This is a genomic window from Methylosarcina fibrata AML-C10 (assembly GCF_000372865.1).
Lineage (GTDB): Bacteria > Pseudomonadota > Gammaproteobacteria > Methylococcales > Methylomonadaceae > Methylosarcina > Methylosarcina fibrata.
Map to the genome: position 1 here is coordinate 3,617,764 of NZ_KB889965.1, position 21,068 is coordinate 3,638,831.

A 21,068-nucleotide genomic window follows, 5' to 3' on the forward strand; every position below is an offset into this window, starting at 1 on the left:
AACCCCTGAAGGAACAGACAANCGAGCGGGAACCCTATCTACTCGCTTCCGATGCTACGGTTCAAGGCATCATCAAGGGCTTCCTGACCGGCTGGCCGAGCCAGGGCATCTTCACCGCCGAGGGCGCCACGATGTTATGCGGCTGGGGCATGGCCGCCGAGCAGAGAGCCAACACATCGGCGAATCTGAACAAGCTATGGGATGGGGAAGCGGTGTCGGTTCAGCGCGGCATGAGCGGGCGAATTCAGCTTTATAACCGCCGTTTTTGCGCTCACTGGATGATCCAACCGGATGTCGCACAAGAAGCGTTAACTGACCCGGCTTTATCCAGTATCGGACTCTGGCCGAGGTTCATGGTGAGCTGGCCGGAGCCCTTGCCGCCAAGGAGATACCGCCGTTACGAATTCTGGAATGACCCCTACGTTAAAGCGTTCTGGGACCGGTGCAAGGCCATGCTTCGAGCACAAGTCATTACCGACGACGGCGAATGTGGCGAGTTCCGCACGATCCGCCTGAGCGATGAGGCGCGACAGCTCTTAGTCGAAACGTTCGAGCGGATGGAACAGGCCCGTGACCCGGCAAACCCACTGCATTGCATCAAGCCATTTGCGGTCCGACTGTGTGAGCTGGCTTGCCGGAATGCCGGCGTCCTGGCCGCCTATGCGGATGAGAACATCATCAGCGCCGAACGGATGAAAAACGGAATCGCGCTGGCCGGGTATTCGCTCGACACCTGGCGCGGCATCTTCGGGCAGCGGGAGGATTTGACTCATGATCGATGGGCGCGGGAACTCTATGCCTGGCTGCTAAAGCGGCCGAATCGACGCGCCAGCGAGACCGACATTCTGAAAACGGCGACGCCCAAGCACTTACGGAACAAGCACAAGCGAGATACCGCCTTATCGATCTTGCGTGAGTGCAGCCTGATTCAGAAAGCCGTCGATGTGGTGAACGGAGAAGTCCGAATTGCTTCCGCCGAATGGGAGGTAATGCCCAATGCTTGACGGCATCCTTGATGACATTCTGGGCGATTCGCCCAAACGGGGCGAAATTCGCCCCGATTCGCCCTTTTTTCGCCCGGCTCAAACCCGCGTCAATACTGGGCTTTCGCCCGATTCGCCTAATTCGCCTAATTCGCCTACCACCCATGACAAAACCGCCATCCTGGCCTGGCTTCATTTCATTGGCGAAACCGATCAAGCCATGATTGACGACGTGCTCGACTATTGCGCCGGCAACCCGGATGCCCTGGCCTATTACCTGGAGCGGGCCGAAGAAGTACCATTGCCGGACGACCGACATCATTGTCGTGAATGCCGGAACCTGAACAGCCGGGGCTACTGCATCCGGCAGCGGTTCCGGCCGGTGGACGACCTACCGCGGCGCTGTGAAGACTTCAATGATTCAAGGATTCAACAATGACGCATTTTGAAAAGCATACACTCCCACAATATGACGTTCGCCTTTCCCGCGGGCCGAACCATCTGCAAGTCCTGAAAATCTGCTATGTATGCCGGAAAGGATTCTGCAAACGCAAAGGCCGGGCGAAAGCCTTGGAAGTCGCCAACGCGCCGGGGCGATGGGTTTGCATCCAATGTGCGAAGAAACACCCCGGGCAAATTATAAACCCTGAGTTTATAATACCCACCGTAAAGCCGCTTAGGAGGGCGTAAAAATGGCGAATCAATATCCCGTAGAGATTGACGGTGTAACCGGCGAAGTCGAGCCTATACCCCATCAGAAAGGCCAGCGTTACCGATGCAAGCTGGGAGATATTGATCGTGGCATTGTGAACGCTGGAACTCAGTACAAGCAAGGGCTGGCGGCTCATCGTGAGCAACAGGACAGACTTTAGGAGATATAAAAGCGTTACAAACCGTGCTCTGACGGTTATTTGTTGAGACAGGAATTGTCACAACTGATCTTAGATAAGACAAGGATTGAGTCAGAAATTGTCACACTGGGAGATATTGAGTGTGACATCGTGAGCGCTGGAGTTCAATACAAGCAAGAGCTGGCGGCTCAGCGCCAAACGTAGCAAAGCCCATGTATACGGCAACATTACAGCAACATTCGAGAAAATAGAGTGAGTACGCAGGAACAACGCAAACGCCTTAAAGCCTATTACAAAAGAAGCTCTGCCGCATTCGAGGAATGGCGGGAACGAGGTTATCAATATCCCCCGCCGAAGAGTGAGCCATTGCCGCCCGATTTAGTCGGCTTGCAATGTGGCGCAAAAACCAGAGCCGGGACACCTTGCAAACTCAAAGCCATTTACGCCAATGGCCGGTGCAAATGGCATGGCGGCGAAAGTACGGGCCCCAAGACCCCGGAAGGTAAACGGCGCTCAGCAATGAATGGATTCTGTCCCAAGAAAAAGCGAAGCCATACAGACTGATAAAATACGAATTTCAAATGAAAAAATCAAGGCCGGGGCAACCCGGCTTTTTTGTGCCTGGCGGTTTTATCGGCATTGCAGTGATGTGTTACTTTCAGGAAACAATACCCATATCAAGAATCATGCCGTCCTGTAATGCACGAATGGCGCGGATTTCAGAGAGTTGGCATGGAATCATGCTAGGGAATTGATTGTGTTCCGAATAGGAAACAATCGACCGGGCCACTGCACGAGGGAATGCCGGAAACGGTAGGTTTTTCGGGAGCGGGATCGATGGCGGCAATTTGGGCGGGGAAATCCAAATTTTTTAAAAATGCGTAGCACCGGCGTAGCACCGGAAACCGTGAAAGAAAAAGAGATTAACAGCGGTCGTGTAAGTCTTTGAAAATAAGAGGAAATTTGGTGGGGGGTCAGGGACTCGAACCCTGGACCTATGGATTAAGAGTCCACTGCTCTACCAACTGAGCTAACCCCCCCGTTATGAAAATCGATTAAGAGCTCGATTAAAATAATAAGATCAAATTTTATAGGATTTTAAAGGTAAAGCCAACCCTAATGGCATAAAATGAACGAAAGCAGAAAAAACACTTGCCGATCTTGGGCAGAACCAGGAGCTGTGTATAAAGATATCGAATAAAAAATCCGAACTCGGTCCGATCCTATCAAAAGTAAGTTTAAATGCGAATTAAGAGCATGGCGCCCGTACATAGGGAGCCTTAAACTGTTGAGAAAGATGCGGCTCCCCTCATGAGCAGATTCCCTATGCATTGACAGGATCATCTCGACATTAGCAAATACTATCAACAAAACCTCTGGACGCATTGCCAACGGACGAACGCTTACGCCGATCTGAGTTTTAGCGACGAAGAAGCCAATACAGGGAACGGCAACCGAGCGCCGTGAGCGGCCAGTTTGCAGTCCGAACCAGGGTCAGCGAAATAGACTCCGTCAGCCTTTGAGCGAATTTTTATGTGACGCGGCAAGAGTCAAGCCCTGTTGACCTCAGCCTCAATCCGAAATTCCTGACCAATACAACAGGCCGCCTCGAAGTTGCGGATCTCGAGCAGCGCTTCACTCAGGCTCATTTCATCGGCTTCAAGGAGCTTCTCTACCAGATGCTCGGTCAGCGGCTTCAGTCGGGCCAGCACGGCCTTGGTTTCGCCGTACAGACGTTCGCTCTGCGCTTCCATGATGCTCCGCGTTTCCTCGTCCACTTCAGGGCTTTCGCGGGACAGCGCACCGAAGTTAAGGCGGGTCTTGCGGTACATGCCCATCTCGCCGACGGCGTGGTGCAGCAGTTTCGTCACGCGGGTGATGTCGTTGTGCGCGCCGTTGGTCGTGCCTTCCTCGCCAAAGAACAGTTCCTCGTTGGCCATTCCGCCCAGCAGCACGCGCACGTCGTGTTCGATGTCGCCCTTGGTCTTGAGCAGGTTGATTCCCTGCTTGTGAAAGACAAAGCCCAAGGCGTTGGTGCGCGGGTTGGCCTTGAGCGAAATCTTGATGGTCTTCATGTCGTCCAAGATCTGCTCCCAGTTGTCGTGGGTCAGTTGGCGTTCGTGCGTGAGATCCACCAGGAAGTGGCCCCATTCGTGCACGGCGATGATGCGGCGGTCGCGCTCGCGTTCCTTCGTGGCGTTGGTGTTGACGTTGCCCACCAGCACGCGCTCGGCGGCCTGCATCAGGGTATCGGCGCCGATCATCCCGCCCGTCTGCACGGCCGTGATGCCCGCCTGGTTGACGATGGTTTCCAGGTCGGCCGGGCTGCGGCCTTCGGTCACCTCCACCAGATGGCGCAGGTCCAGGCCGGGCAGCACTTTGTCGGCTCGCTGGCTCAGATAGTGACCGAAGATAGCCAGCCGCTCTGTCCGGTTGGGCATGCGGAAATCCACCTTCATTTGGAAGCGGCGCAGCATGGCCTCGTCCATCTCCATGGTTTCGCTGTTGAAGTTGCTGGCCACGATCCAGATGATCTCGGCTTCGTTCTGGCTGCGCACCCCATCCAGCACGGACAGCAACGTGTTGGCGGTGTCGTCGTCAAATTTGCGGCGGCCGCCGCGCTTCATGAACAGATCCTGTGCCTCGTCCAGGAAGACGATGCAGCGCTTGCGCCGCTTGGCCATGGCCACGATGCGGCTGAGCGTGTTCGAACCGCCGGCTACGAAGCCCGTTTCCAGGTTGGCGGCGGAATGGAACAGGATGGGCAGCCGCAGTTCCTTGGCCAGGTAGCTGGCCAGTTTGGTCTTGCCGGTACCCGCCGGGCCGCTGAACATCACGTTGAAGGGCTTGAATATGCCGTACTCGGCGTATTCCGTGCGGCGCTCATAGTGATCCTTGATCTGCGCCACCTCGGCCTTGACGTCGTCCATGCCCACCAGGTCGTCGATGGAGCCGTGCACTTGTGACGGCTCGATGAACGTGAGCGACTTGTGCTGGCTCTTGAACTGGAAGTACAGGAAGCCCAGCACGCCGAGCGTCAGCGCGCCCGATATCACGCCGCTGACGCCGGCCTTCCAGTTGTCTTTCTCGATCTGCGGGCGGGCACTGGCAAAGCGCTGGTCCAGAAGTTCGAACAATTCAAGGCTGCCGGGACTGAGCTCTCCGCGCGGGATGAAGGCAAGCTTGCTGCCCCACGACGCAGTGACGGCCTTGTCGGCGAAGATCTTGGCCTCCATGTCGCTTGGGTAATACGCATGCAGTTTGCCCTGCGATTCGACCAGGATGATGCGCTCCGATACATCCCACAGCAACGGTTCGAAGACCACGGTGATGCGCTCGACCGGGTTCGTTTCCAGGAAGCTCAATACCGAACCGGTACCGAACACCACAGGCTGCTTGCCGTCGATTGCCCCTGCCTCCCCGCGTGCCGACATGGTCTTGATCTGCTCCGCCATGGCGGCCTGCTTCTGCATGAGCATGAACGAATAGATGCTGGTGGCCGGGATCAGTAGGGCAACGGCCAATACCGTCAGCTTGACGGCCATTGATTGAATCACAAACCAGTCCTGTAGACGGCCGGCAGCCTTCTTGACGGCGAGCTTAAAACGCCTTGTGGCCGGAGCCGCATCGCTGGGTTTCAACAAATTAGACATGAAAGTTTCTCAACGCGATCGCTGATCATGTTCCGGAGGGAGCATGATCATACTGAACAAAAACCCAATTAGACCTTGATTTAAGTTCGAGGTTCCGTTTGCTTGATGTGAGCCCGGAAAAGCCGGACCCTAAAAAGAAGAAGAAACGTTGGCGGGCGGTAAACAGGATTGCTTCACGATCAGTGCAAACAGGGAGCGTGGCATCACGGGAAATCTTCGTACTGCTCCTATTGCGGATCTTCTTAAATTCTCTTTCGGGAAGTTTTTGAGGCGGCAATTATTCTGACAGAGGGGACTCTTGAGTGCTTCCCATGCTGCGTCTGCTGAGGGAGGCCAGCAGGTGTTACAACCAAAAGTATTAGATGTTGTGTTCATGGTCATTTTCTCTTGTCACTCAACACAAAGGTAAGGGGCGCGTAGCGAAGCGTCCCATTGAACGACGTGTTAGATGACATGTTCCTTTGCCATTGGAATCTCGATTTCATATCCACTTTCCGAGATAGTTGAGCCACATGGCCTAAAGCCCTGCCGCGCATAGAAATCACGGGCGGTGATTGTGCTTAACGTCGTGAGTCTTTGAATTCCCCATTCAAGGGCTTGCATCTCCAACGCCTCCAAAATGCTTCGCCCAACGCCCCGACCCAAGTATTCGGGAATGACGTAACAGAGAAGAACCTCGCCAGCTCGGCTTAGGCTCCCAACCCCAGCCACTATGTCTGAATTGCAAGCACGAGCAATTATGAAATATGCCGCAGGATTTTCAATCCAAATAGCTACGTTCTCCGGAGTCTTATTCTTCAGCCAATTCTCGACGAAGCCCTCAATATGAGAGTAATCGGAACCACAAACTTCCGCTATTGATCGTCTCAAAGCTACGCATACAGCTGGCGCATCTGCCAATTTTGCCCTTACCACTTCGATCATTACTGTGCTCTGCATAAGTGACATCTAACGATTAGCTCAGCAGCGTAGCATTAGCGGAGTCTTCTGGAGCGCTTTGTTGGGCATTTTGAATATCCCAGATAATGGTATCTGAACTGAAATCTTGTTCATGTGGCCATGCAATGCCATGACGTATAGGACGCACCAGGCGAAAATATGATTCATTAGCAAGCTCTTTAAATGCACTCCCTCCTAAGTAAGGCTTGACATCAAAGATGCCGGAAATACCGCTAGTTGTCTGAATCTCAATTCGATAATTATCGAGGGGAATAGCTTTTACAATCTTGTCCACGGAAAACTCCTATCGCAATGGGTCTATTTTGAAGACGGGTTCGCCAGCAACGGCCAGCTTCCAATCTGCCATTAAATCTTCTCGGTGTATTTCTATCCAAGCTTGTACCAATTTCATTTTTGCTGACGGCAAGCTGCCTCCGAGAACAGAACCATCCTCAATGGCTATGGTAGCTTCGTATTCCCCATGCTCAGCATGAATATGGGGAACGCTATGTTTCTTATTGTCATAGAAATACATCAAGATTAGGATTCCGTAGAACATCGAAATTGTAGGCATACTAAACTCTTTCATTTGTTTGTCCAACGTTAAGTTGAGGGGCGGGCGGCTTTTTGCGCGTCCCTCTCTAGTGCTATAGCACACCACGCTCTATCTCTTGCAGATAAATGAAGTCTGGCGCTTTTACACCAGCCTTTTTCCGGATTTCTACCAGTTCAGGAGACTCGAAGAAACGTCTGGCATTGTCCAGCGAGGACCATTCCGAGAAATGGACGATATTATTTGCATCATTGTCGTAGCGCAGCAATTGGTAACTGATTTCCCCTGCACGTTTTCTAATGTCCGCTGCTTGGTCAAAAATTGCCTTCCATGCCGGATAAGCTTCGACCTCATGAATGATTAAAACATGTTGCATGCGAGTGCCTTTGTGAATAGCCCTAACAAGTAATTATATTTTCTGCATATCTTCCCGTACCGGATGATATACGGTTTTCTATCTTGATGATAGTCAGGCGTGTACAACCAATCGGCCGGTCAAATTTTTGTTGTAAGGGACAGATAGGGGGCGAACTCAGCCTGCCGATGTTGGATTCCAAAGAGACTGATGTAGAATGCGGTCAGACCCAATCCCATTTTACTCATTGTCCGTTTTTTCCGGGAAGGGATGGCCTAGCAATCGAAGTAAGGAGCGGGCAAAGGCTGAGCTCTGCTCGCGCTCTTTTAGGATAGGGCTGGAACTCATTTTCTCGCCCAAGACCTGCCGGGGTTTTAAAGACCTGGCAGGTCTTTGTTGGCCATGCGGAAAATGTTTTTGACCGCATTCTTAGCCGATATTTTGTCAGTCTCCGCGGATCTGAAATGAAGGGCGTTTGAATGGGTTTGGGCTGGCCCGATCGCTAAAACTTTTCCATAAATAAGGATGCCCATGAACAAGACCATCCAGTGGCCCAAGAAGAGGCGCGAACTCCACAACCATCACTTCGATTCCACCGTTTGGAACGATTTCGAGTTCCGCAACGACGACGTCGTCATTGCCACCTACGGCAAATCCGGAACGACCTGGATGCAGCAGATCGTCGGCCAATTGATCTTCGGCGGTCGTCCCGAACTTCAGGTGGCCGAGTTGTCTCCGTGGCTCGATCTCAGGGTGCCCCCGAAAGCGGAGAAACTGGCCGCCGTTGCGGCGCAAAGCCACCGGCGCTTTCTGAAGACGCATTTGCCGGTCGATGCGCTGGTGTTTTCACCCAAGGCCAAATACATCTACATCGGACGCGACGGGCGCGACGTGGTCTGGAGCCTGTACAACCATCATGCGAACGCCAACCAAGCCTGGTTCGATGCGCTGAACGAAACGCCCGGCCGGGTGGGGCCTCCGATCGAGCCGGCCGATCCCGACATCCTGCGTTATTGGCGCGGCTGGCTCGACCGGGACGGTCATCCTTTCTGGCCGTTCTGGCATCATATCCGCAGTTGGTGGGAAATCCGGCAGCTTCCGAACGTGCTGCTGGTGCATTTTGCCGACCTGAAGCGGGACGGGCCGGTGCAGATGCGCCGGATCGCCGACTTTCTGGACATCACAGTCGACGAATTGAAATGGCCGGCCATCGTCGACTACTGTTCGTTCGACTGGATGAAACGGCATGCGCCGCAATGCGCGCCTTTGGGCGGTGTATTCTGGGACGGCGGCGCGGAGGTTTTCATCAACAAAGGCACCAACGGCCGCTGGCGGGAGGTGCTGGGCGAAGACGACACGCGCGCCTACGAAGCACGGGCCGTCGCCGAGCTGGGCGAGGACTGTGCGCGCTGGCTGGCTTCGGGCGGCGAAGTTCGCTGAAGCTCGCTGAAGCTCGCCGGTTCGGACACGGTAACCACTCCCTTAGGACCGACCGATTCCGGGCAAAGCGATTCATTCTTTCGGCACGAGCCGGCGCTTGCCGGGGAACTCGTGCAGCATGTCGATCGGCAGCGGGAACACGATCGTCGATGACCGCTCCCCGGCGATTTCAGTCAAGGTCTGCAAATAGCGAAGCTGAATCGCCTGCGGTTGGCGGGCCAGAATTTCGGCCGCCTGCGATAGTTTTTCCGAAGCCTGCATCTCGCCTTCGGCGTGGATGATCTTGGCGCGGCGGGTCCGTTCCGCTTCCGCCTGTTTGGCGATCGCTCGGATCATGCTCTCGTCCAGATCGACGTGTTTGATTTCGACGTTGGCGACCTTGATCCCCCAGGCGTCGGTCTGCTGATCGAGTATCGTCTGTATGTCGATGTTCAGCTTGTCGCGCTCCGCCAGCATTTCGTCCAGTTCGTGCTGGCCGAGCACCGAGCGCAGCGTCGTTTGCGCCAGTTGGCTGGTGGCTTCGAAAAAATTTTTCACCTGGATGATGGCCTTGTCCGGATCGATGACCCGGAAGTAAACGACCGCGTTGACCTTGACCGAAACATTGTCGCGCGAAATGACGTCCTGAGGCGGCACGTCCATTACGATGGTGCGCAGATCGACCCTTTCCATCTGCTGGATCAGAGGGATGACCAGGATCAGGCCCGGACCTTTGATTTTGTAATAACGCCCGAGCATGAAGATCACGCCGCGCTCGTATTCGAGCAGGATTCTGAAGGCGCTGGCCAATAATAAAAACACGAGCGCGCCGAAGACGATACCGAAATATTCAAACATGGCTTTTCTCCTTATCCGCAAAGGCGGTCACCCGCAGCGTCAGGCCATCCCTGCCGACGACCCGGATGCGTTGATTCTTGTGCAGGGTTTCGGCCGCGTGCGCCTGCCAGATTTCGCTATGCACGCGGACCAGACCGGTGCCGGTGAAATCTTCGATCACGGTTCCGCTCTGGCCGAGCAGTTCTTCCGCACCGGTAACGACCTTGTGCCGCCGCGACCGGATCGCCATGCCCAGGATCACCATGAAAAAGACCGCACTGCTCAATGCGACCGCGCCGATCAGGGCCGGATGGATGCCGAAGCCCGGCGCGTCGGTATCGATCAGGATGATCGAGCCGATAATGAACGCGGTCAGTCCGCCGAAGCCGAGGATACCGAAGCCGGGCGCGAACGCTTCGGCGATCATCAAGGCCACTCCCAGCAGAATCAGCGCCATGCCGGCGTAATTGACCGGCAGGATCTGAAAACCGTATAAAGCCAGGAGCAGACAAATGCCTCCGATGGTTCCGGGAATGACGGTGCCGGGGTTGGAAAATTCGAAAATCAGGCCGTAAATGCCGGCGAGCATCAGGATGTAGGCGATGTTGGGATTCGTGATGACCGCCAGCAATTCGCTGCGCCAGTCCGGCCGGATCGGTTTGAGCAGGGCGTTTTTCGTATTCAGCATCGTCTCCCGCCCCGGCAGGCGGATTTTTCGCTGGTCGAGCTGCCGCAGCAGATCGGCCGTGTCGGCCGCCACGATATCGATGACGTTTTTCTTTAAGGCTTGTTCGGCGCTGAGGCTGACGGCCTCGCGGACCGCCTGTTCCGCCCAGTCGGCGTTTCTGCCGCGCATCTCGGCCAGGCTTCGGATATAGGCCACGGCGTCGTTGACCGCTTTTTGCGCCATCGCATTTTTCGGAGCCGGGGCTTCGTTGGAAGGAGCGGATGGATCCGGCTTCTTGCCGGGTTTTCTCTCCGGTTCGTCGGAACCGATGATCTGCACCGGCGTTGCGGCGCCCAGATTGGTGCCGGGCGTCATCGCGGCAATATGGCTGGCATAGAGGATGTAGGTGCCGGCGCTGGCCGCTCTGGCGCCTCCCGGGGTCACGTAAGCGATCACCGGAATCGGCGATGCGATGATTTTCTTGATAATCCGGCGCATCGACGTGTCCAGTCCGCCCGGCGTATCCAGGGTGATCAGAATGGCGTCGGCGCCGGATTCGACGGCTTTTTCCATGCTTCGCTCCAGGTAATCGCTGGTGGCGGGACCGATCGCGTCCTGGATCGCAAGCTGAACGATCACCGCCGGCGGCCGAGAAACCGCTCCGGCGTCCTCCGTCCGCGCGTGGCTCTGAACAACTGGCAGGAGTGCAAGCGAGAGAAGAACCGGCCAGCGTAAACGGATTGTCGTGAGCATAGTTTCAGGCCCTGGGCGCACCGGGACAAAGCCGAACTTTACGACTGCCCCGCGGGTCATTGAAAGAGGGTAATAGAATGACTCATTTTCCGCCGCCAGAGTTCCAAGTTCCGCTTGGCCGTGCCGGAAAGGCGGCCAGTGACCGAAAGCAAAGACATAGGTGACGCATGAAAAAAATTTCTGATGCAACCGGTTCTTTTTTCGCTGCCTTGACGGCCCCGCTGCTGCGTTTTCCCAAAACTTACGTTTTGCTGATGTGCGTGCTTTGTGGGCTGAGTCTTTATTACACCGTCCGCAATCTCGGGATCGATACGGACACGACCAAAATACTGTCCCAGGATCTGCCTTTTTTGCAGGACCGCGCCCGCTTTCTCGAGGCGTTTCCCCAGGACGATGCCTCGATTCTGGTAGTGGTCGACGCTCCGACTCCGGAAAAAGCCGCCCGGGCGCTTGCCTATCTGGCAGCGAAATTCAACGAGGGCAAAGACTATATCGAGTCCGTCCACGTTCCGGGGGAAGGCGAATTCTTCGATCGCCACGCCCTGCTTTATCTCGATCTTGACGACCTGAACGAACTGGCCGGGAAGATGGCCGAGGTGCAGCCGTTCGTCGGCACCCTGATGCGGGACAACAGCCTGAAAAACCTGCTGTCGATCGTGGGGCTGGCCGTCTCCGGAGAAGAGCGCGAGTTGCCGGTGGATCTGAAACCGCTGCTGGACAGGGTTCGGGAGGTCACCGAAACTTTTTTGGACGGAAAAAACCGGCAGTTGTCATGGCAACGCCTGATGTTGGGCGAGCAACCGGACCTGCTTGCCACTCAGCGTTTCATTCTGCTTAAGCCGGTACTGGATTTCAGCGCGTTGGTGCCCTCCGAAAAGGCGCTGCAGGACGTTCGGCGGCGGGTCGAAAAAGCCAAACAGGCGCTGCCCGGCGTCGGGATTCGGCTGACCGGCGAAGTCGTGCTGGAGCACGACGAACTCGTCAACGTCCAGGAGAGCACGAACGCGGCCACGATCGCGTCGATAATCCTGGTCTGTGTGGCTTTGCTGGCGGGGTTCCGCTCGTGGAAGCTGATGCTGGTCACGCTGGCCTCGATGCTGATGGGCTTGTCTCTCGCCCTGGGTTTTGCCACCTGGGCGGTCGGCCATCTCAACCTGATTTCGATCGCCTTTGCGGTGCTTTACATCGGCGTCGGCGACGACTATGCGATACAGCTCAATCTTCGCTACCGGGAGCTGCTGCAGCAACAACTTCCGCAACAAGAGGCGTTGCTCCGGGCGGTGCGCGACATCGGGCCGTCGATCGCTCTGTGCGCGATCACGACGTCCCTGGGATTTTTTTCCTTTATCCCGACCGATTACGTGGGCGTCGCGGAGCTGGGCGTCATTGCCGGCGGCGGCATCCTTATCGCCTTGTTCATTTCGATCACGGTGATACCGGCGCTGCTGAGACTGTTTCCGTTGCGTGCCGGCGAGCAATCGTTCGGTGGGTCCTTTCCGGCCTGGGTTTACGATTTTCCCATGCGTCATGCGCTGTTCATCAAGTGGACCGCGCTCGGCGTAACGCTTGCGGGCATCGGTCTTTTGACCCAGGTCCGGTTCGATTTCAACCCGCTCAATTTGCGCAATCCCGAAAGCGAGTCCGTGGCGACGTTTCGCGAACTGTTGAAGACCAAAACAAGTTCTCCGATGACGCTGTCGATCTTGGCGGACGGCCGGGAGGAAGCGCAAACCGTAGCGCAGCGGCTGGAAAAATTGAAAACGGTGGAAGAGACGGTCACCATTTTCGATTTCATCCCGACGCAGCAGGAGCCCAAGCTGGAGGTGATTCAGGAGCTGGCTCTGGTGATGGGCTTGCGTTTTGGCGAATTTCCGCCGCCGATGCCGGACAGCATTGAAAACCATCGGGCGGCGCTGACCCAATTCATCGATACCGCCAACCGGCATCTGAAAAAGAATCCGGGCAGCGATTTGGCCGAGCCGTTGCAGCGGCTGCAAAAAGTACTGAGCCGTCTTTTGACCTTCATCGAATCGAAACCTCCGGACGATCAGGAAGCCTTGCTCAATCGATTGCAGCGGAATTTGTTGGGCGCCCTGCCTTGGAGCATGAACAAGTTATGGAAAGGATTCGAGGCCGATCGGGTGACGCTGGAGGGGTTGCCGAAAGAGCTGTCCGAACGCTGGCTCAGTAAAGACGGAATCTACCGGATTCAGGCGTTTCCGAGCAAGGATCTCAACGAGCGCGACAACCTGAAGGCGTTCGTGAAGGAAGTCCGCAAGATTGCGCCCCACGCGACCGACCTGCCGGTGATTTATCTGGAATCGGCAGATGCTGTGGTCCGCTCGTTTCTTCAGGCATTGCTGTTCACGCTGGCGGCCATCGTAACGGTCTTGTCGATCGTGACGCGCAGCATAAAAGACACTTTGTTGATTCTGTTGCCGCTCCTGATGACGGCGATACTGACCGGGGCCGCCACGGTCGTGCTCGATACGCCGTTCAATTTCGCCAACATCATTGTGATACCGCTGCTGTTGGGCCTCGGCGTCGACAGCGGCATCTACATCGTCAGCCGCCTTCGGGCTTTGCCCGACCAGCAGCAAAACGTATTGCGGACCAGCACCGCCAGAGGCGTCGTGTTCAGTTGTCTGACCACGGTGGGCAGCCTGGTCAGCATGGCGTTTACTTCGCATCCGGGACTGGCGAGCATGGGGCTGCTGCTGTCCGTGGGCTTGACGCTGGTGATCGTCTGCACGATCGTCGTGCTTCCGGCTTATGCGTATAAAGTACGCGGCTGACGAGGTCTTGTCTGTCCACGTCTGGAGTTTTCCGCCGACGCGTGGGATCAATGATGAAGATGGTATCGAAAGGCCTGGAGAAACTCCGATTCATTCCCTTTCTCTGCGGGAGAGAAGAAGCGATTAATTCAGAATTTCTCCAGGAACTGCCTGCCAGGCGGTTTTCCGCCCTTGATAGGCCAACAAGCGTTTATTTCATCATCGACCGCTTGAATTTTTGATTCAATTTGCTGTTGGTGTCTTCGGACAGTTCAGCCGCCCTATTGGCTGCGGCTTCCGCCGCTTCCGCCTTGGCCGCCGCATCGGCCGCTGCCGTTTGCGCGCTGGCGGCATCGGCCGATGCCTGCTTGACGGAGGTATTCAGACCGTCAACCTGGGATTGTAAATTTTCAACATCCGAAGTCGTCGCGCATGCCGCAACCAGGCTGAAAGCCGATGCAATCGTTGCCAGTTTGATCATTTTTTTCATAGTATTTTCCTTGCTGAAGATGATTAATAAAAACTTTTTAATGTTTGTCGCTGCCGGTTCCTATTCTTACCGACTTGTCTTATCGAATCATTAAGAGCCCTATTCCGGTGATTTCCCTAGGTCAATTTTGACGCTCTTGATACAGCCATTAGGATAGTGGCCGGGCTTAACCAATAAATGTTAACCCTTATCAATAACTCGGTGATGCAATGCTTGAGTTATTCGGTGTATTTTCTTCGTAAAACCTTAATGAGAGCTGAATCCGGTGCTTATCATAAAAGACAACTTGATTTTCTGCTGACGGAAAGGAATAACCGATCAACGCCGATTCGCATAGCCATTCGGGCTATTATTCCAGCGATTTCGTTGAGTTTCAATTTATGCGACTATTGCGGCCTATGCTCCTTCAGCCATTCCTTCAGCGCTTCGTTCATGCGTCTTTGCCAGCCTTTACCGGTGGCTTTGAAAGCCGCCAGCACCTCGGCGTCGAAACGCACCGTGGTGGATATCTTGGTCGGCGCTTTCTGCTTGCCGCGTCCGCGCAGGACGCTTTTCAACTCTTCGGGCAGCCCGGAAAACGGCACGGCTTTTTTAAAGTCATCCCGGGTCAATTCACGGACTTCGCCGTCCGAATCAGTTAAGGGTGATGGGTTTGCCATATCTTTTAGCCTCTCTGTGATTGGCTTTGCGAAAACTGATGACACGGATGCCGCCGGCAATAAACACAAAGCACAGAACGTGCAATCTGCCGTCCAAATAGCCTACGCCGATGCGGCGGACTTCGGCGTAATCGCGCTGGTCGTCTGTCATAAAAACAGCGGTTTCGAAGTCGAAATCGGCCGCCCGTTCAAAACTCAGCCCGCGTTCGCGGATGTTTTTTAAGTTTTTGGCAGGGTCGAATTCGATGATCATCTGCAAATCGTAGTAACAATTTAATGATGGGTCAACTATTAAATTGCTACTGCAATGCGACAGGGCACGTAGGGCGCCAATAGGCGAAGCCGTATTGCGCCGAAAGAAATTCCATTCCATACTCTCCCAATGCCAAGCTATCGGCGCGTATGGTATCCGGGAGGAACTTGCTTTTTTACCGTTAATTTACTGGAGCGAAGAGACAATGATCTTCTCGTTCGCCATATTCATTTGTTACGAGAAACTATTCGTCCGGTCAAACAAAGCCATCCATTCAAAATTCATGGATGGGTTGTCTTGCCGAATCCTATGCATTGTGTCATCGAATTGCCGAAAGACGATGTGGATTTCCCGTTGCGATGGCGATTAATAAAGATGGGATTTTCAAAATCGTTACCTAAGGAGGAATACCGGTCAAGTGTTAGACTGCGGCGAGGCGAACGAGGGTCGATATCGGGAACATTTAATCACCGATGATGCCGATGACCAGGCCCATAGGGATTATGTTCATATAAACCCGGTGAAACACGGTTTGGTTGCCAGGGTAGCCGACTGGCCGTATTCCACCTTTCATCGTTTGGTCGAGGAAAATGTTTATCCGTTGAATTGAGCAGGAGGAACGGAAACGGTATTAGGTTTATAAGGATTAATTCTCATTCGTTGCAATACCCGTTGGTTATTGCGCCCTACGGACCTGATTATTGGAATTGAGTTGTCCGCAGGCGGCTAATACGTCATCGCCTTTGACACCCCTTATCAAAGTCGGGATTTTAAACCCATCCAAAACTTCCTTGAAATTTTCAACCTGATCCAAATCCGGCCGCTTGTAACGTGATCCCGGGAATGAATTAAAAGGAATTAAATTGATATACGCGCTTTTGCCGGCCAGCATCATCCCCAGTTTTTTAGCATCATCCGGAGAGTCGTTAAAATCCTTTATCAAAATATATTCATAAGTAACAAATTGCTTTTTATTTAAAGGTATCTTGTCAATATGGGCCAACACCTCGTCGAGAGGATATTTTTTGTTGATAGGAATCAGTTCATTTCGCTTTTCCTCAAACGGCGAATGAAGAGATAGCGCAAGGTTCACGCCGGGAATTTCCTGACTCCATCTTTTAAGCCCGGGAATATAACCCGCCGTTGAGACAGTAATTTTTTGAACGCCAATTGAAGTTCCGTGTTGAGACAAAAAGATTTCACACGCTTTTTTAACCGCATCAAAATTATGTAAAGGCTCGCCTTGTCCCATAAAAACAATATTTAAAATCCTCTCTTCTCCGGGCCTATGGGTTGCCAGCCAACGCCAAGCCTGTAGAAATTGCCCGACAATTTCACTCGTAGCCAAATTTCTTTTAAGCCCTTGCTCTCCGGTAAAGCAAAAAGAACACTTCATCGCGCAGCCAACCTGGGATGAGAGGCAAATAGAATATTTATTGCTAAACGGAATAAGGACGGTTTCAACCTTGTGATTGTCTTTGAGCTTAAAAAGAAATTTTACCGATCGATCTTTTTGCGACTCATGAACAATCTCGATTTCGGGTAGAGTAAAGTCAAAATTTTTTTCAAAAAAAGCCAATGCGGATTTAGAAATTTTATTATGGCACTGAGTGTTTTCTTTTTTCTTGTAATACCAGTTAAAAAGGACGGTCGCTACCGAGGAGTTTAAGTTATTTTGATTTACGACCGCCTCTAAATCGGAATAATTGAGATCATAAAAAGATTGTTTCAAACGTTTCTCCTGTTGATACCGGCTTTTTGCCGATATCGATTCGTTTTAATAGTAGGGGACTCGAATTTTATTCCAACCCGGCTTAATTTTCATGCAACAATCGTCCTTCGAGCAGTAAGGGCTTGGATAATTACCGCGAATGATACCCTCTGGGACACAAGTAGGCTTTCTTCGGCAGCCCATCCTTATATCTTGATTCAGGTTTTATCTGCTGAGTACGAGTGTTAAAATCGAATGCGTTTCTTGCCGAAGAGATGAACAAGATAATTTTTAGGCTTGAGTTTTTAGGAATTGACCTATGAAAAGAACATTTGCTCAGAGTGTATTATCAACGCAGAAAAGAAGACAAAGTTATTTTTATTGTAGAAATCTTATTGCTGGGGGATGTGGTCTTTTTGCTTATGTAAAGCTTAGCGCATCCCTGGGTATGACTATCGGAGCAATAGTCGGATTTACGGCAATGATTGCCTCTTACTTAACAATAGCTCCCCTCATAGCTTTATTGCTTTGCTTATTTGAGCAAATGCTTTCATAGCAAATAACCAGATAATTGAATTATGACAATAATAATATTCATCATCAGCGCATTCATTTCATTAAAAATCTTAGGGGCAATAGTTAGAAAAGTACAAAGGGACTCACGAAGGAAGTTTTTAGTAAAAAAGTATGAGAATGCTCATATTGCCGAGAAAATTTTAGATGGCTATATCTGGCAAGGGCAAACGTCCGAGCAACTGTTTGATTCACGTGGAGGTCCTAATGACATCGAAAGAAAAGTACTTAAGTCAAAAACCAAGGAAACATGGAAATATCATCAGGTTAGAAAAGGCCAGTTTAGGATCCGAATTTTTTTAGAAAACGACATTGTTGTCGGGTGGGAAGAAAAATAGAACCATATTGCGCCGAAGGAAATTCCATACCATACTCTCCCAATGCCAAACTATCGCGTAAGTTCGACAAGGGATAATTGGCTCATACAAGTAACAAGCCTTGGTTAGCGGAACCGAGAAATGACGATTAGACATTGGAGTAGATATTATGCAGAAGCAATTTACAGCGTTTATTGAGCGCGAAGGGGATGGCTATGTATCGCTTTGCCCGGAGCTCGATATCGCCAGTCAGGGCGATACCATCGAAGAATCCCGCGAGAATCTTCGGGAAGCATTAGAACTGTTTTTCGAAACAGCCTCTCCCGAGGAGATTCAGGCGCGCTTGCATGAGGAAGTCTATGTGACCCGACTGGAGATTGCCGTTGGGTAAGCTCGGTGTTCTCTCCGGGAATCAAGTTTGTGCGATCCTCGCGCGCCATGGGTTTCTTGAGGTGCGGCGACGCGGCAGCCATATCGTGATGCAGAGGCACCTGTCTGATGCAACGGTTACCGTACCGGTTCCAAACCATGCCGAAGTGCGGATTGGCACACTTCAATCCATCATCCGCCAGTCCGGGATACCCAGAAGCGAGTTCGAATCTTGAGCGTTGGCCCACGGCGCTCCAGCTAGTAGCACGGATGGAGCTTTGCGGAATCCGGGGCAATCGGGACTTCGATTATCCCGGATTCCACTGCGTTTCATTCGGGCTACTTACTGCCGAATAAGACGAGAGAGGTTAAGAACAACCCGCCAGAAACTCACAAAACTTCCAATTGCGCATACGCCAGCATCAGCCATTTGGTGCCGGTGTTCCTGAAATTGATCTGCGCTCTTTCCTGCGCGCCTTCGCCTTCGATTTGCAGCACGACGCCCTCGCCGAATTTGGCGTGGCTGACCCGCTGCCCCAGCCGGTACCGGCTTTCCGCGGCGGGCGTTTTCGGATTTGCCGGCGCGGCCGCGACAGGGCGGCTGAAGGTGCCGCGCATCCGGACTTCCTGAAGGCATTCGGCGGGAATTTCGCGCAGAAAGCGAGAGGGCCTGGGGTAGCTGTCGCGTCCGTACAAGCGCCGGGATTCGGCGTAAGTCAGATACAAGCTGCGCATCGCCCGGGTCATGCCGACGTAGCACAGGCGGCGTTCTTCTTCGAGGCGGCCCGGATCCTCGACCGATTGCAGCGACGGAAACAGGCCTTCTTCCAGGCCGACCATAAACACCAGCTTGAATTCCAGTCCTTTCGCCGAATGCAGCGTCATCAACTGCACGCAGTCGTCGAAATCCTCGCCCTGCATCTCGCCCGCTTCCAGCGCCGCATGCGCCAGAAAGAGCTCCAGCTCGCCCAGGTTTTCTTCGTTGTCGGCGTTGTAATCGAACAGGCGCGCGGCGTTCACCAGCTCTTCCAGGTTTTCGACCTTTTCTTCGCCGTTTTCCGCCTTGTCCTTGCGGTACAGGTCGAGCAGGCCGCTTGTTTCGACGGCCTTCCGGACTTTTTCGTAAAGCTCCAGTCCTTCGGAGTCCTCGCCGAGGCGCTCGATCAACGCCATGAATCCGGCCAGCGCGTTGCCGGCCCGGGCGGAAATCCGTCCTTGCCGGATCATCGTGTCCGCCGCCTGCCACAGCGAAACACTCCGGTCGCGGGCGAGCAGGCGAATCTCGTCCACCGTTTTGGCACCGATGCCCCGGGCCGGCGTATTGACCACGCGCTCGAAGGAAACGTCGTCGTGACGGTTGGCGATCAGCCGGAGATACGCCAGCGCGTTTTTGATCTCCGCCCGGTCGAAGAAGCGCAGGCCGCCGTAGACCCGGTAAGGAATGCCCGAAGCCACCAGCTTTTCCTCGAACTGGCGCGACTGCGCGTTGGAGCGGTACAGGATGGCCGCGTCGCTGCGCAGGCCGCCTTCGTTGATCCAGGCTTTGATCCTTTCGACGACGAAATAGGCTTCGTCCAGTTCGTTGAAGGCGGCATAGACCGAAATCGGCTCGCCTTCGCCGGACTCGGTCCAAAGTTCCTTGCCGAGCCGGCCGTCGTTGTGGGCAATGACCTCGTTGGCGGCTTTCAGAATGTTGCCGGTCGAACGGTAATTCTGTTCCAGTTTGATCAGTTGATGCGTCGGATAATGTTTCTGGAAGCTGTAAATGTTTTCGATCTTGGCGCCGCGCCAGCCGTAAATGGACTGATCGTCGTCGCCGACGACGAACAGATTGTCCAGTCCTTCGGTCAACAAGCGGAGCCAGGCATACTGGATGGTGTTGGTGTCCTGAAACTCGTCGACGTGCACGTGCCGGAACCGCTGCCGGTAAAACGCCAGCACCTCGGGATTGTCGCGCAACAGCTCGTGCGCCCTGAGCAGCAGTTCGGCGAAATCGACCAGGCCGGAACGCTCGCAGAGCTCTTCGTAGGCCCGGTAAATCGCAATCATCTGGCGGGCAAAGAGATCGCCTGTGTCCGGCAGGTGCCGGGCCCGGACGCCTTCGTCCTTTTGCGCGTTGATGTACCATTGCACCTGTTTCGGCGGCCACCGGGCCTCGTCCAGGTTCATGCCGCTCAACAGGCGTTTGATGACTCTGAGCTGGTCGGCCGAATCCATGACCTGAAAGGTGGGCGGCAATCTCGCCTGTTCGGCATGACGCCTGAGCAGGCGATGGGCGAGGCCGTGAAACGTGCCGATCCACATGGCGTTAGCCGGGATCTTCAGCAGTTCTTCGATTCGGCTGCGCATTTCCCGCGCCGCCTTGTTGGTGAAGGTCACTGCCAGGATGCTGTGCGGGGACAGCCCTTCCACCCGGATCTGCCAGGCGATGCGGTGAACCAGGACGCGGGTCTTGCCGCTGCCGGCCCCGGCCAGAACCAGAAGCGGCTGCGAAGGCGCGGTGACGGCCTGGCGCTGCTCCGCGTTGAGAGGTTCGATAATCGAGGTAATGTCCATTATTTTATCGCTTGCAGATTTCGTGCATCTGTGTATATTTGCTCAGTTTGGGTAACGGCAAATTGAAATGAGGTTTTGCCGAATAATAATCAATGCACATAGAGGAATGAAGATGAAGTTCGATTATAAACGTATGTTCAAGTATGAAAACAATGTCGGGGGCAAGGAAAAGCAATACCGTATCTACGGCGGCTCGGCCATGGTGGTCATTTCCGTTTTCACCGCTTCGATTTTCTTTTTGCTGGTGGGTTCCATCCTGATCGCCACCGGATTTTTCGGCTTCTGCCCGATCAATGCGGGTCTTTGCCGAAGCACCGGCGATGTGCCCGGCGGCGAGGCGCCGTCGGCTTGATCGG

Annotated in this window: 22 protein-coding genes, 1 tRNA gene and 1 pseudogene (1 of these 24 running past the window's edge); 11 read left to right on the top strand and 13 right to left on the bottom strand. The window is 53.8% G+C overall.

Annotated elements, in window-relative coordinates:
* The 3 genes from A3OW_RS0116820 to A3OW_RS29140 form a co-directional block, all read left to right on the top strand.
* A protein-coding gene (locus A3OW_RS0116820; RefSeq protein ID WP_020564617.1) for a DUF3987 domain-containing protein crosses the window boundary here: on the top strand, positions 1–1,004 show its 3' portion. The gene continues 463 nt to the left of window position 1, outside the view; the window shows 1,004 of its 1,467 coding nt (coding positions 464–1,467); its start codon lies off the left edge, out of view; it ends in the stop codon at positions 1,002–1,004.
* Positions 997–1,422 carry a hypothetical protein gene (locus A3OW_RS25340; protein WP_020564618.1) on the top strand — a complete coding sequence of 142 codons (426 nt, stop codon included), beginning with the start codon at positions 997–999 and terminating at the stop codon, positions 1,420–1,422. The genes A3OW_RS0116820 and A3OW_RS25340 overlap by 8 nt, the downstream gene beginning before the upstream one ends.
* A gap of 664 nt (positions 1,423–2,086) precedes the next feature.
* Positions 2,087–2,398 (top strand): HGGxSTG domain-containing protein, encoded by a 312-nt coding sequence (locus tag A3OW_RS29140; RefSeq protein ID WP_083918238.1) that lies wholly within the window; start codon positions 2,087–2,089, stop codon positions 2,396–2,398.
* Between the two features lie 400 nt (positions 2,399–2,798).
* Here A3OW_RS29140 and A3OW_RS0116845 read toward each other — a convergent pair.
* The 6 genes from A3OW_RS0116845 to A3OW_RS0116870 all read right to left on the bottom strand — a co-directional run bounded on the left by A3OW_RS0116845 (position 2,799) and on the right by A3OW_RS0116870 (position 7,355).
* Positions 2,799–2,874 (bottom strand) — tRNA-Lys (locus A3OW_RS0116845).
* 510 nt (positions 2,875–3,384) lie between these two features.
* Positions 3,385–5,487 (bottom strand): AAA family ATPase, encoded by a 2,103-nt coding sequence (locus tag A3OW_RS0116850; RefSeq protein WP_020564621.1) that lies wholly within the window; start codon positions 5,485–5,487, stop codon positions 3,385–3,387.
* Between the two features lie 444 nt (positions 5,488–5,931).
* Positions 5,932–6,411 (bottom strand): GNAT family N-acetyltransferase, encoded by a 480-nt coding sequence (locus A3OW_RS0116855; RefSeq protein ID WP_026223676.1) that lies wholly within the window; start codon positions 6,409–6,411, stop codon positions 5,932–5,934.
* A 31-nt stretch (positions 6,412–6,442) separates the two neighbouring features.
* Positions 6,443–6,721, bottom strand: coding sequence for a DUF2442 domain-containing protein (locus A3OW_RS25345; protein ID WP_020564623.1), 279 nt, complete (start codon positions 6,719–6,721; stop codon positions 6,443–6,445).
* A gap of 9 nt (positions 6,722–6,730) precedes the next feature.
* Positions 6,731–7,015: a type II toxin-antitoxin system toxin DhiT gene (gene dhiT, locus A3OW_RS0116865; RefSeq protein ID WP_020564624.1), complete on the bottom strand. Its 285-nt coding sequence runs from the start codon at positions 7,013–7,015 to the stop codon at positions 6,731–6,733.
* 58 nt (positions 7,016–7,073) lie between these two features.
* A complete protein-coding gene (locus tag A3OW_RS0116870) occupies positions 7,074–7,355 on the bottom strand; it encodes an antibiotic biosynthesis monooxygenase (RefSeq protein ID WP_020564625.1) in 282 nt (93 codons plus the stop codon).
* A gap of 510 nt (positions 7,356–7,865) precedes the next feature.
* Between A3OW_RS0116870 and A3OW_RS0116880 the strand changes: the two genes are divergently transcribed.
* Positions 7,866–8,774, top strand: a complete 909-nt coding sequence (locus tag A3OW_RS0116880) for a sulfotransferase domain-containing protein (protein ID WP_020564627.1) — start codon at positions 7,866–7,868, stop codon at positions 8,772–8,774.
* 72 nt (positions 8,775–8,846) lie between these two features.
* Here the strand turns inward: A3OW_RS0116880 and A3OW_RS0116885 are convergent, their stop codons facing one another.
* The gene (locus tag A3OW_RS0116885) at positions 8,847–9,611 is read right to left on the bottom strand and encodes a slipin family protein (protein WP_020564628.1); all 765 of its coding nucleotides are present in this window, start codon (positions 9,609–9,611) and stop codon (positions 8,847–8,849) included.
* The gene (locus tag A3OW_RS0116890; protein ID WP_020564629.1) at positions 9,604–11,010 is read right to left on the bottom strand and encodes an NfeD family protein; all 1,407 of its coding nucleotides are present in this window, start codon (positions 11,008–11,010) and stop codon (positions 9,604–9,606) included. The genes A3OW_RS0116885 and A3OW_RS0116890 overlap by 8 nt, the downstream gene beginning before the upstream one ends.
* 167 nt (positions 11,011–11,177) lie before the next feature.
* On the opposite strand from A3OW_RS0116890, the gene A3OW_RS0116895 reads away from it, so the two are divergent.
* A complete protein-coding gene (locus A3OW_RS0116895) occupies positions 11,178–13,805 on the top strand; it encodes an MMPL family transporter (protein ID WP_020564630.1) in 2,628 nt (875 codons plus the stop codon).
* Positions 13,806–13,995: 190 nt separating this feature from the next.
* On the opposite strand, the gene A3OW_RS0116900 is transcribed toward A3OW_RS0116895, so the two are convergent.
* The 3 genes from A3OW_RS0116900 to A3OW_RS0116910 form a co-directional block, all read right to left on the bottom strand.
* Positions 13,996–14,274, bottom strand: coding sequence for an Lpp/OprI family alanine-zipper lipoprotein (locus A3OW_RS0116900; RefSeq protein WP_020564631.1), 279 nt, complete (start codon positions 14,272–14,274; stop codon positions 13,996–13,998).
* Between the two features lie 386 nt (positions 14,275–14,660).
* Positions 14,661–14,933, bottom strand: a complete 273-nt coding sequence (locus tag A3OW_RS0116905) for a BrnA antitoxin family protein (RefSeq protein ID WP_026223678.1) — start codon at positions 14,931–14,933, stop codon at positions 14,661–14,663.
* A complete protein-coding gene (locus A3OW_RS0116910) occupies positions 14,908–15,186 on the bottom strand; it encodes a BrnT family toxin (RefSeq protein ID WP_020564633.1) in 279 nt (92 codons plus the stop codon). The genes A3OW_RS0116905 and A3OW_RS0116910 overlap by 26 nt, the downstream gene beginning before the upstream one ends.
* A 129-nt stretch (positions 15,187–15,315) precedes the next feature.
* Between A3OW_RS0116910 and A3OW_RS29145 the strand changes: the two are divergent.
* A pseudogene (locus A3OW_RS29145) lies at positions 15,316–15,796 on the top strand (REP-associated tyrosine transposase).
* Between the two features lie 66 nt (positions 15,797–15,862).
* Here the strand turns inward: A3OW_RS29145 and rlmN are convergent.
* Complete coding sequence (gene rlmN / locus A3OW_RS0116920; RefSeq protein ID WP_020564634.1) at positions 15,863–16,918, bottom strand: 23S rRNA (adenine(2503)-C(2))-methyltransferase RlmN; 1,056 nt, start codon at positions 16,916–16,918, stop codon at positions 15,863–15,865.
* A gap of 298 nt (positions 16,919–17,216) precedes the next feature.
* Here rlmN and A3OW_RS27995 point away from each other — a divergent pair, with 298 nt between their 5' ends.
* The 4 genes from A3OW_RS27995 to A3OW_RS29150 all read left to right on the top strand — a co-directional run bounded on the left by A3OW_RS27995 (position 17,217) and on the right by A3OW_RS29150 (position 18,392).
* Positions 17,217–17,453 (top strand): hypothetical protein, encoded by a 237-nt coding sequence (locus A3OW_RS27995; protein ID WP_157385930.1) that lies wholly within the window; start codon positions 17,217–17,219, stop codon positions 17,451–17,453.
* Positions 17,454–17,475: 22 nt separating this feature from the next.
* A complete protein-coding gene (locus A3OW_RS0116925; RefSeq protein WP_020564635.1) occupies positions 17,476–17,808 on the top strand; it encodes a hypothetical protein in 333 nt (110 codons plus the stop codon).
* 148 nt (positions 17,809–17,956) lie between these two features.
* Positions 17,957–18,178, top strand: a complete 222-nt coding sequence (locus tag A3OW_RS0116930; protein WP_020564636.1) for a type II toxin-antitoxin system HicB family antitoxin — start codon at positions 17,957–17,959, stop codon at positions 18,176–18,178.
* Complete coding sequence (locus A3OW_RS29150; RefSeq protein WP_083918239.1) at positions 18,171–18,392, top strand: type II toxin-antitoxin system HicA family toxin; 222 nt, start codon at positions 18,171–18,173, stop codon at positions 18,390–18,392. The genes A3OW_RS0116930 and A3OW_RS29150 overlap by 8 nt, the downstream gene beginning before the upstream one ends.
* A gap of 154 nt (positions 18,393–18,546) precedes the next feature.
* Here the strand turns inward: A3OW_RS29150 and uvrD are convergent, their stop codons facing one another.
* Positions 18,547–20,712, bottom strand: a complete 2,166-nt coding sequence (gene uvrD / locus A3OW_RS0116935; RefSeq protein WP_020564637.1) for a DNA helicase II — start codon at positions 20,710–20,712, stop codon at positions 18,547–18,549.
* 112 nt (positions 20,713–20,824) lie between these two features.
* Between uvrD and A3OW_RS0116940 the strand changes: the two genes are divergently transcribed.
* Positions 20,825–21,064 carry a YgaP family membrane protein gene (locus A3OW_RS0116940; protein ID WP_020564638.1) on the top strand — a complete coding sequence of 80 codons (240 nt, stop codon included), beginning with the start codon at positions 20,825–20,827 and terminating at the stop codon, positions 21,062–21,064.
* Positions 21,065–21,068 lie beyond the last annotated feature (4 nt).

Bases quoted from the DNA above. Each gene is read 5' to 3' on its own strand.
- A3OW_RS25340 (WP_020564618.1), top strand. From the start codon at position 997: ATGCTTGACGGCATCCTTGATGACATTCTGGGCGATTCGCCCAAACGG.
- A3OW_RS0116890 (WP_020564629.1), bottom strand. From the start codon at position 11,010: ATGCTCACGACAATCCGTTTACGCTGGCCGGTTCTTCTCTCGCTTGCA.
- A3OW_RS0116905 (WP_026223678.1), bottom strand. From the start codon at position 14,933: ATGGCAAACCCATCACCCTTAACTGATTCGGACGGCGAAGTCCGTGAA.
- A3OW_RS0116870 (WP_020564625.1), bottom strand. From the start codon at position 7,355: ATGCAACATGTTTTAATCATTCATGAGGTCGAAGCTTATCCGGCATGG.
- A3OW_RS0116925 (WP_020564635.1), top strand. From the start codon at position 17,476: ATGACAATAATAATATTCATCATCAGCGCATTCATTTCATTAAAAATC.
- A3OW_RS0116940 (WP_020564638.1), top strand. From the start codon at position 20,825: ATGAAGTTCGATTATAAACGTATGTTCAAGTATGAAAACAATGTCGGG.
- A3OW_RS0116895 (WP_020564630.1), top strand. From the start codon at position 11,178: ATGAAAAAAATTTCTGATGCAACCGGTTCTTTTTTCGCTGCCTTGACG.
- A3OW_RS27995 (WP_157385930.1), top strand. From the start codon at position 17,217: ATGAAAAGAACATTTGCTCAGAGTGTATTATCAACGCAGAAAAGAAGA.
- A3OW_RS0116855 (WP_026223676.1), bottom strand. From the start codon at position 6,411: ATGATCGAAGTGGTAAGGGCAAAATTGGCAGATGCGCCAGCTGTATGC.
- A3OW_RS0116880 (WP_020564627.1), top strand. From the start codon at position 7,866: ATGAACAAGACCATCCAGTGGCCCAAGAAGAGGCGCGAACTCCACAAC.
- A3OW_RS0116850 (WP_020564621.1), bottom strand. From the start codon at position 5,487: ATGTCTAATTTGTTGAAACCCAGCGATGCGGCTCCGGCCACAAGGCGT.
- A3OW_RS0116900 (WP_020564631.1), bottom strand. From the start codon at position 14,274: ATGAAAAAAATGATCAAACTGGCAACGATTGCATCGGCTTTCAGCCTG.
- A3OW_RS0116885 (WP_020564628.1), bottom strand. From the start codon at position 9,611: ATGTTTGAATATTTCGGTATCGTCTTCGGCGCGCTCGTGTTTTTATTA.
- A3OW_RS0116930 (WP_020564636.1), top strand. From the start codon at position 17,957: ATGCAGAAGCAATTTACAGCGTTTATTGAGCGCGAAGGGGATGGCTAT.
- A3OW_RS0116910 (WP_020564633.1), bottom strand. From the start codon at position 15,186: ATGATCATCGAATTCGACCCTGCCAAAAACTTAAAAAACATCCGCGAA.
- dhiT (WP_020564624.1), bottom strand. From the start codon at position 7,015: ATGAAAGAGTTTAGTATGCCTACAATTTCGATGTTCTACGGAATCCTA.
- uvrD (WP_020564637.1), bottom strand. From the start codon at position 20,712: ATGGACATTACCTCGATTATCGAACCTCTCAACGCGGAGCAGCGCCAG.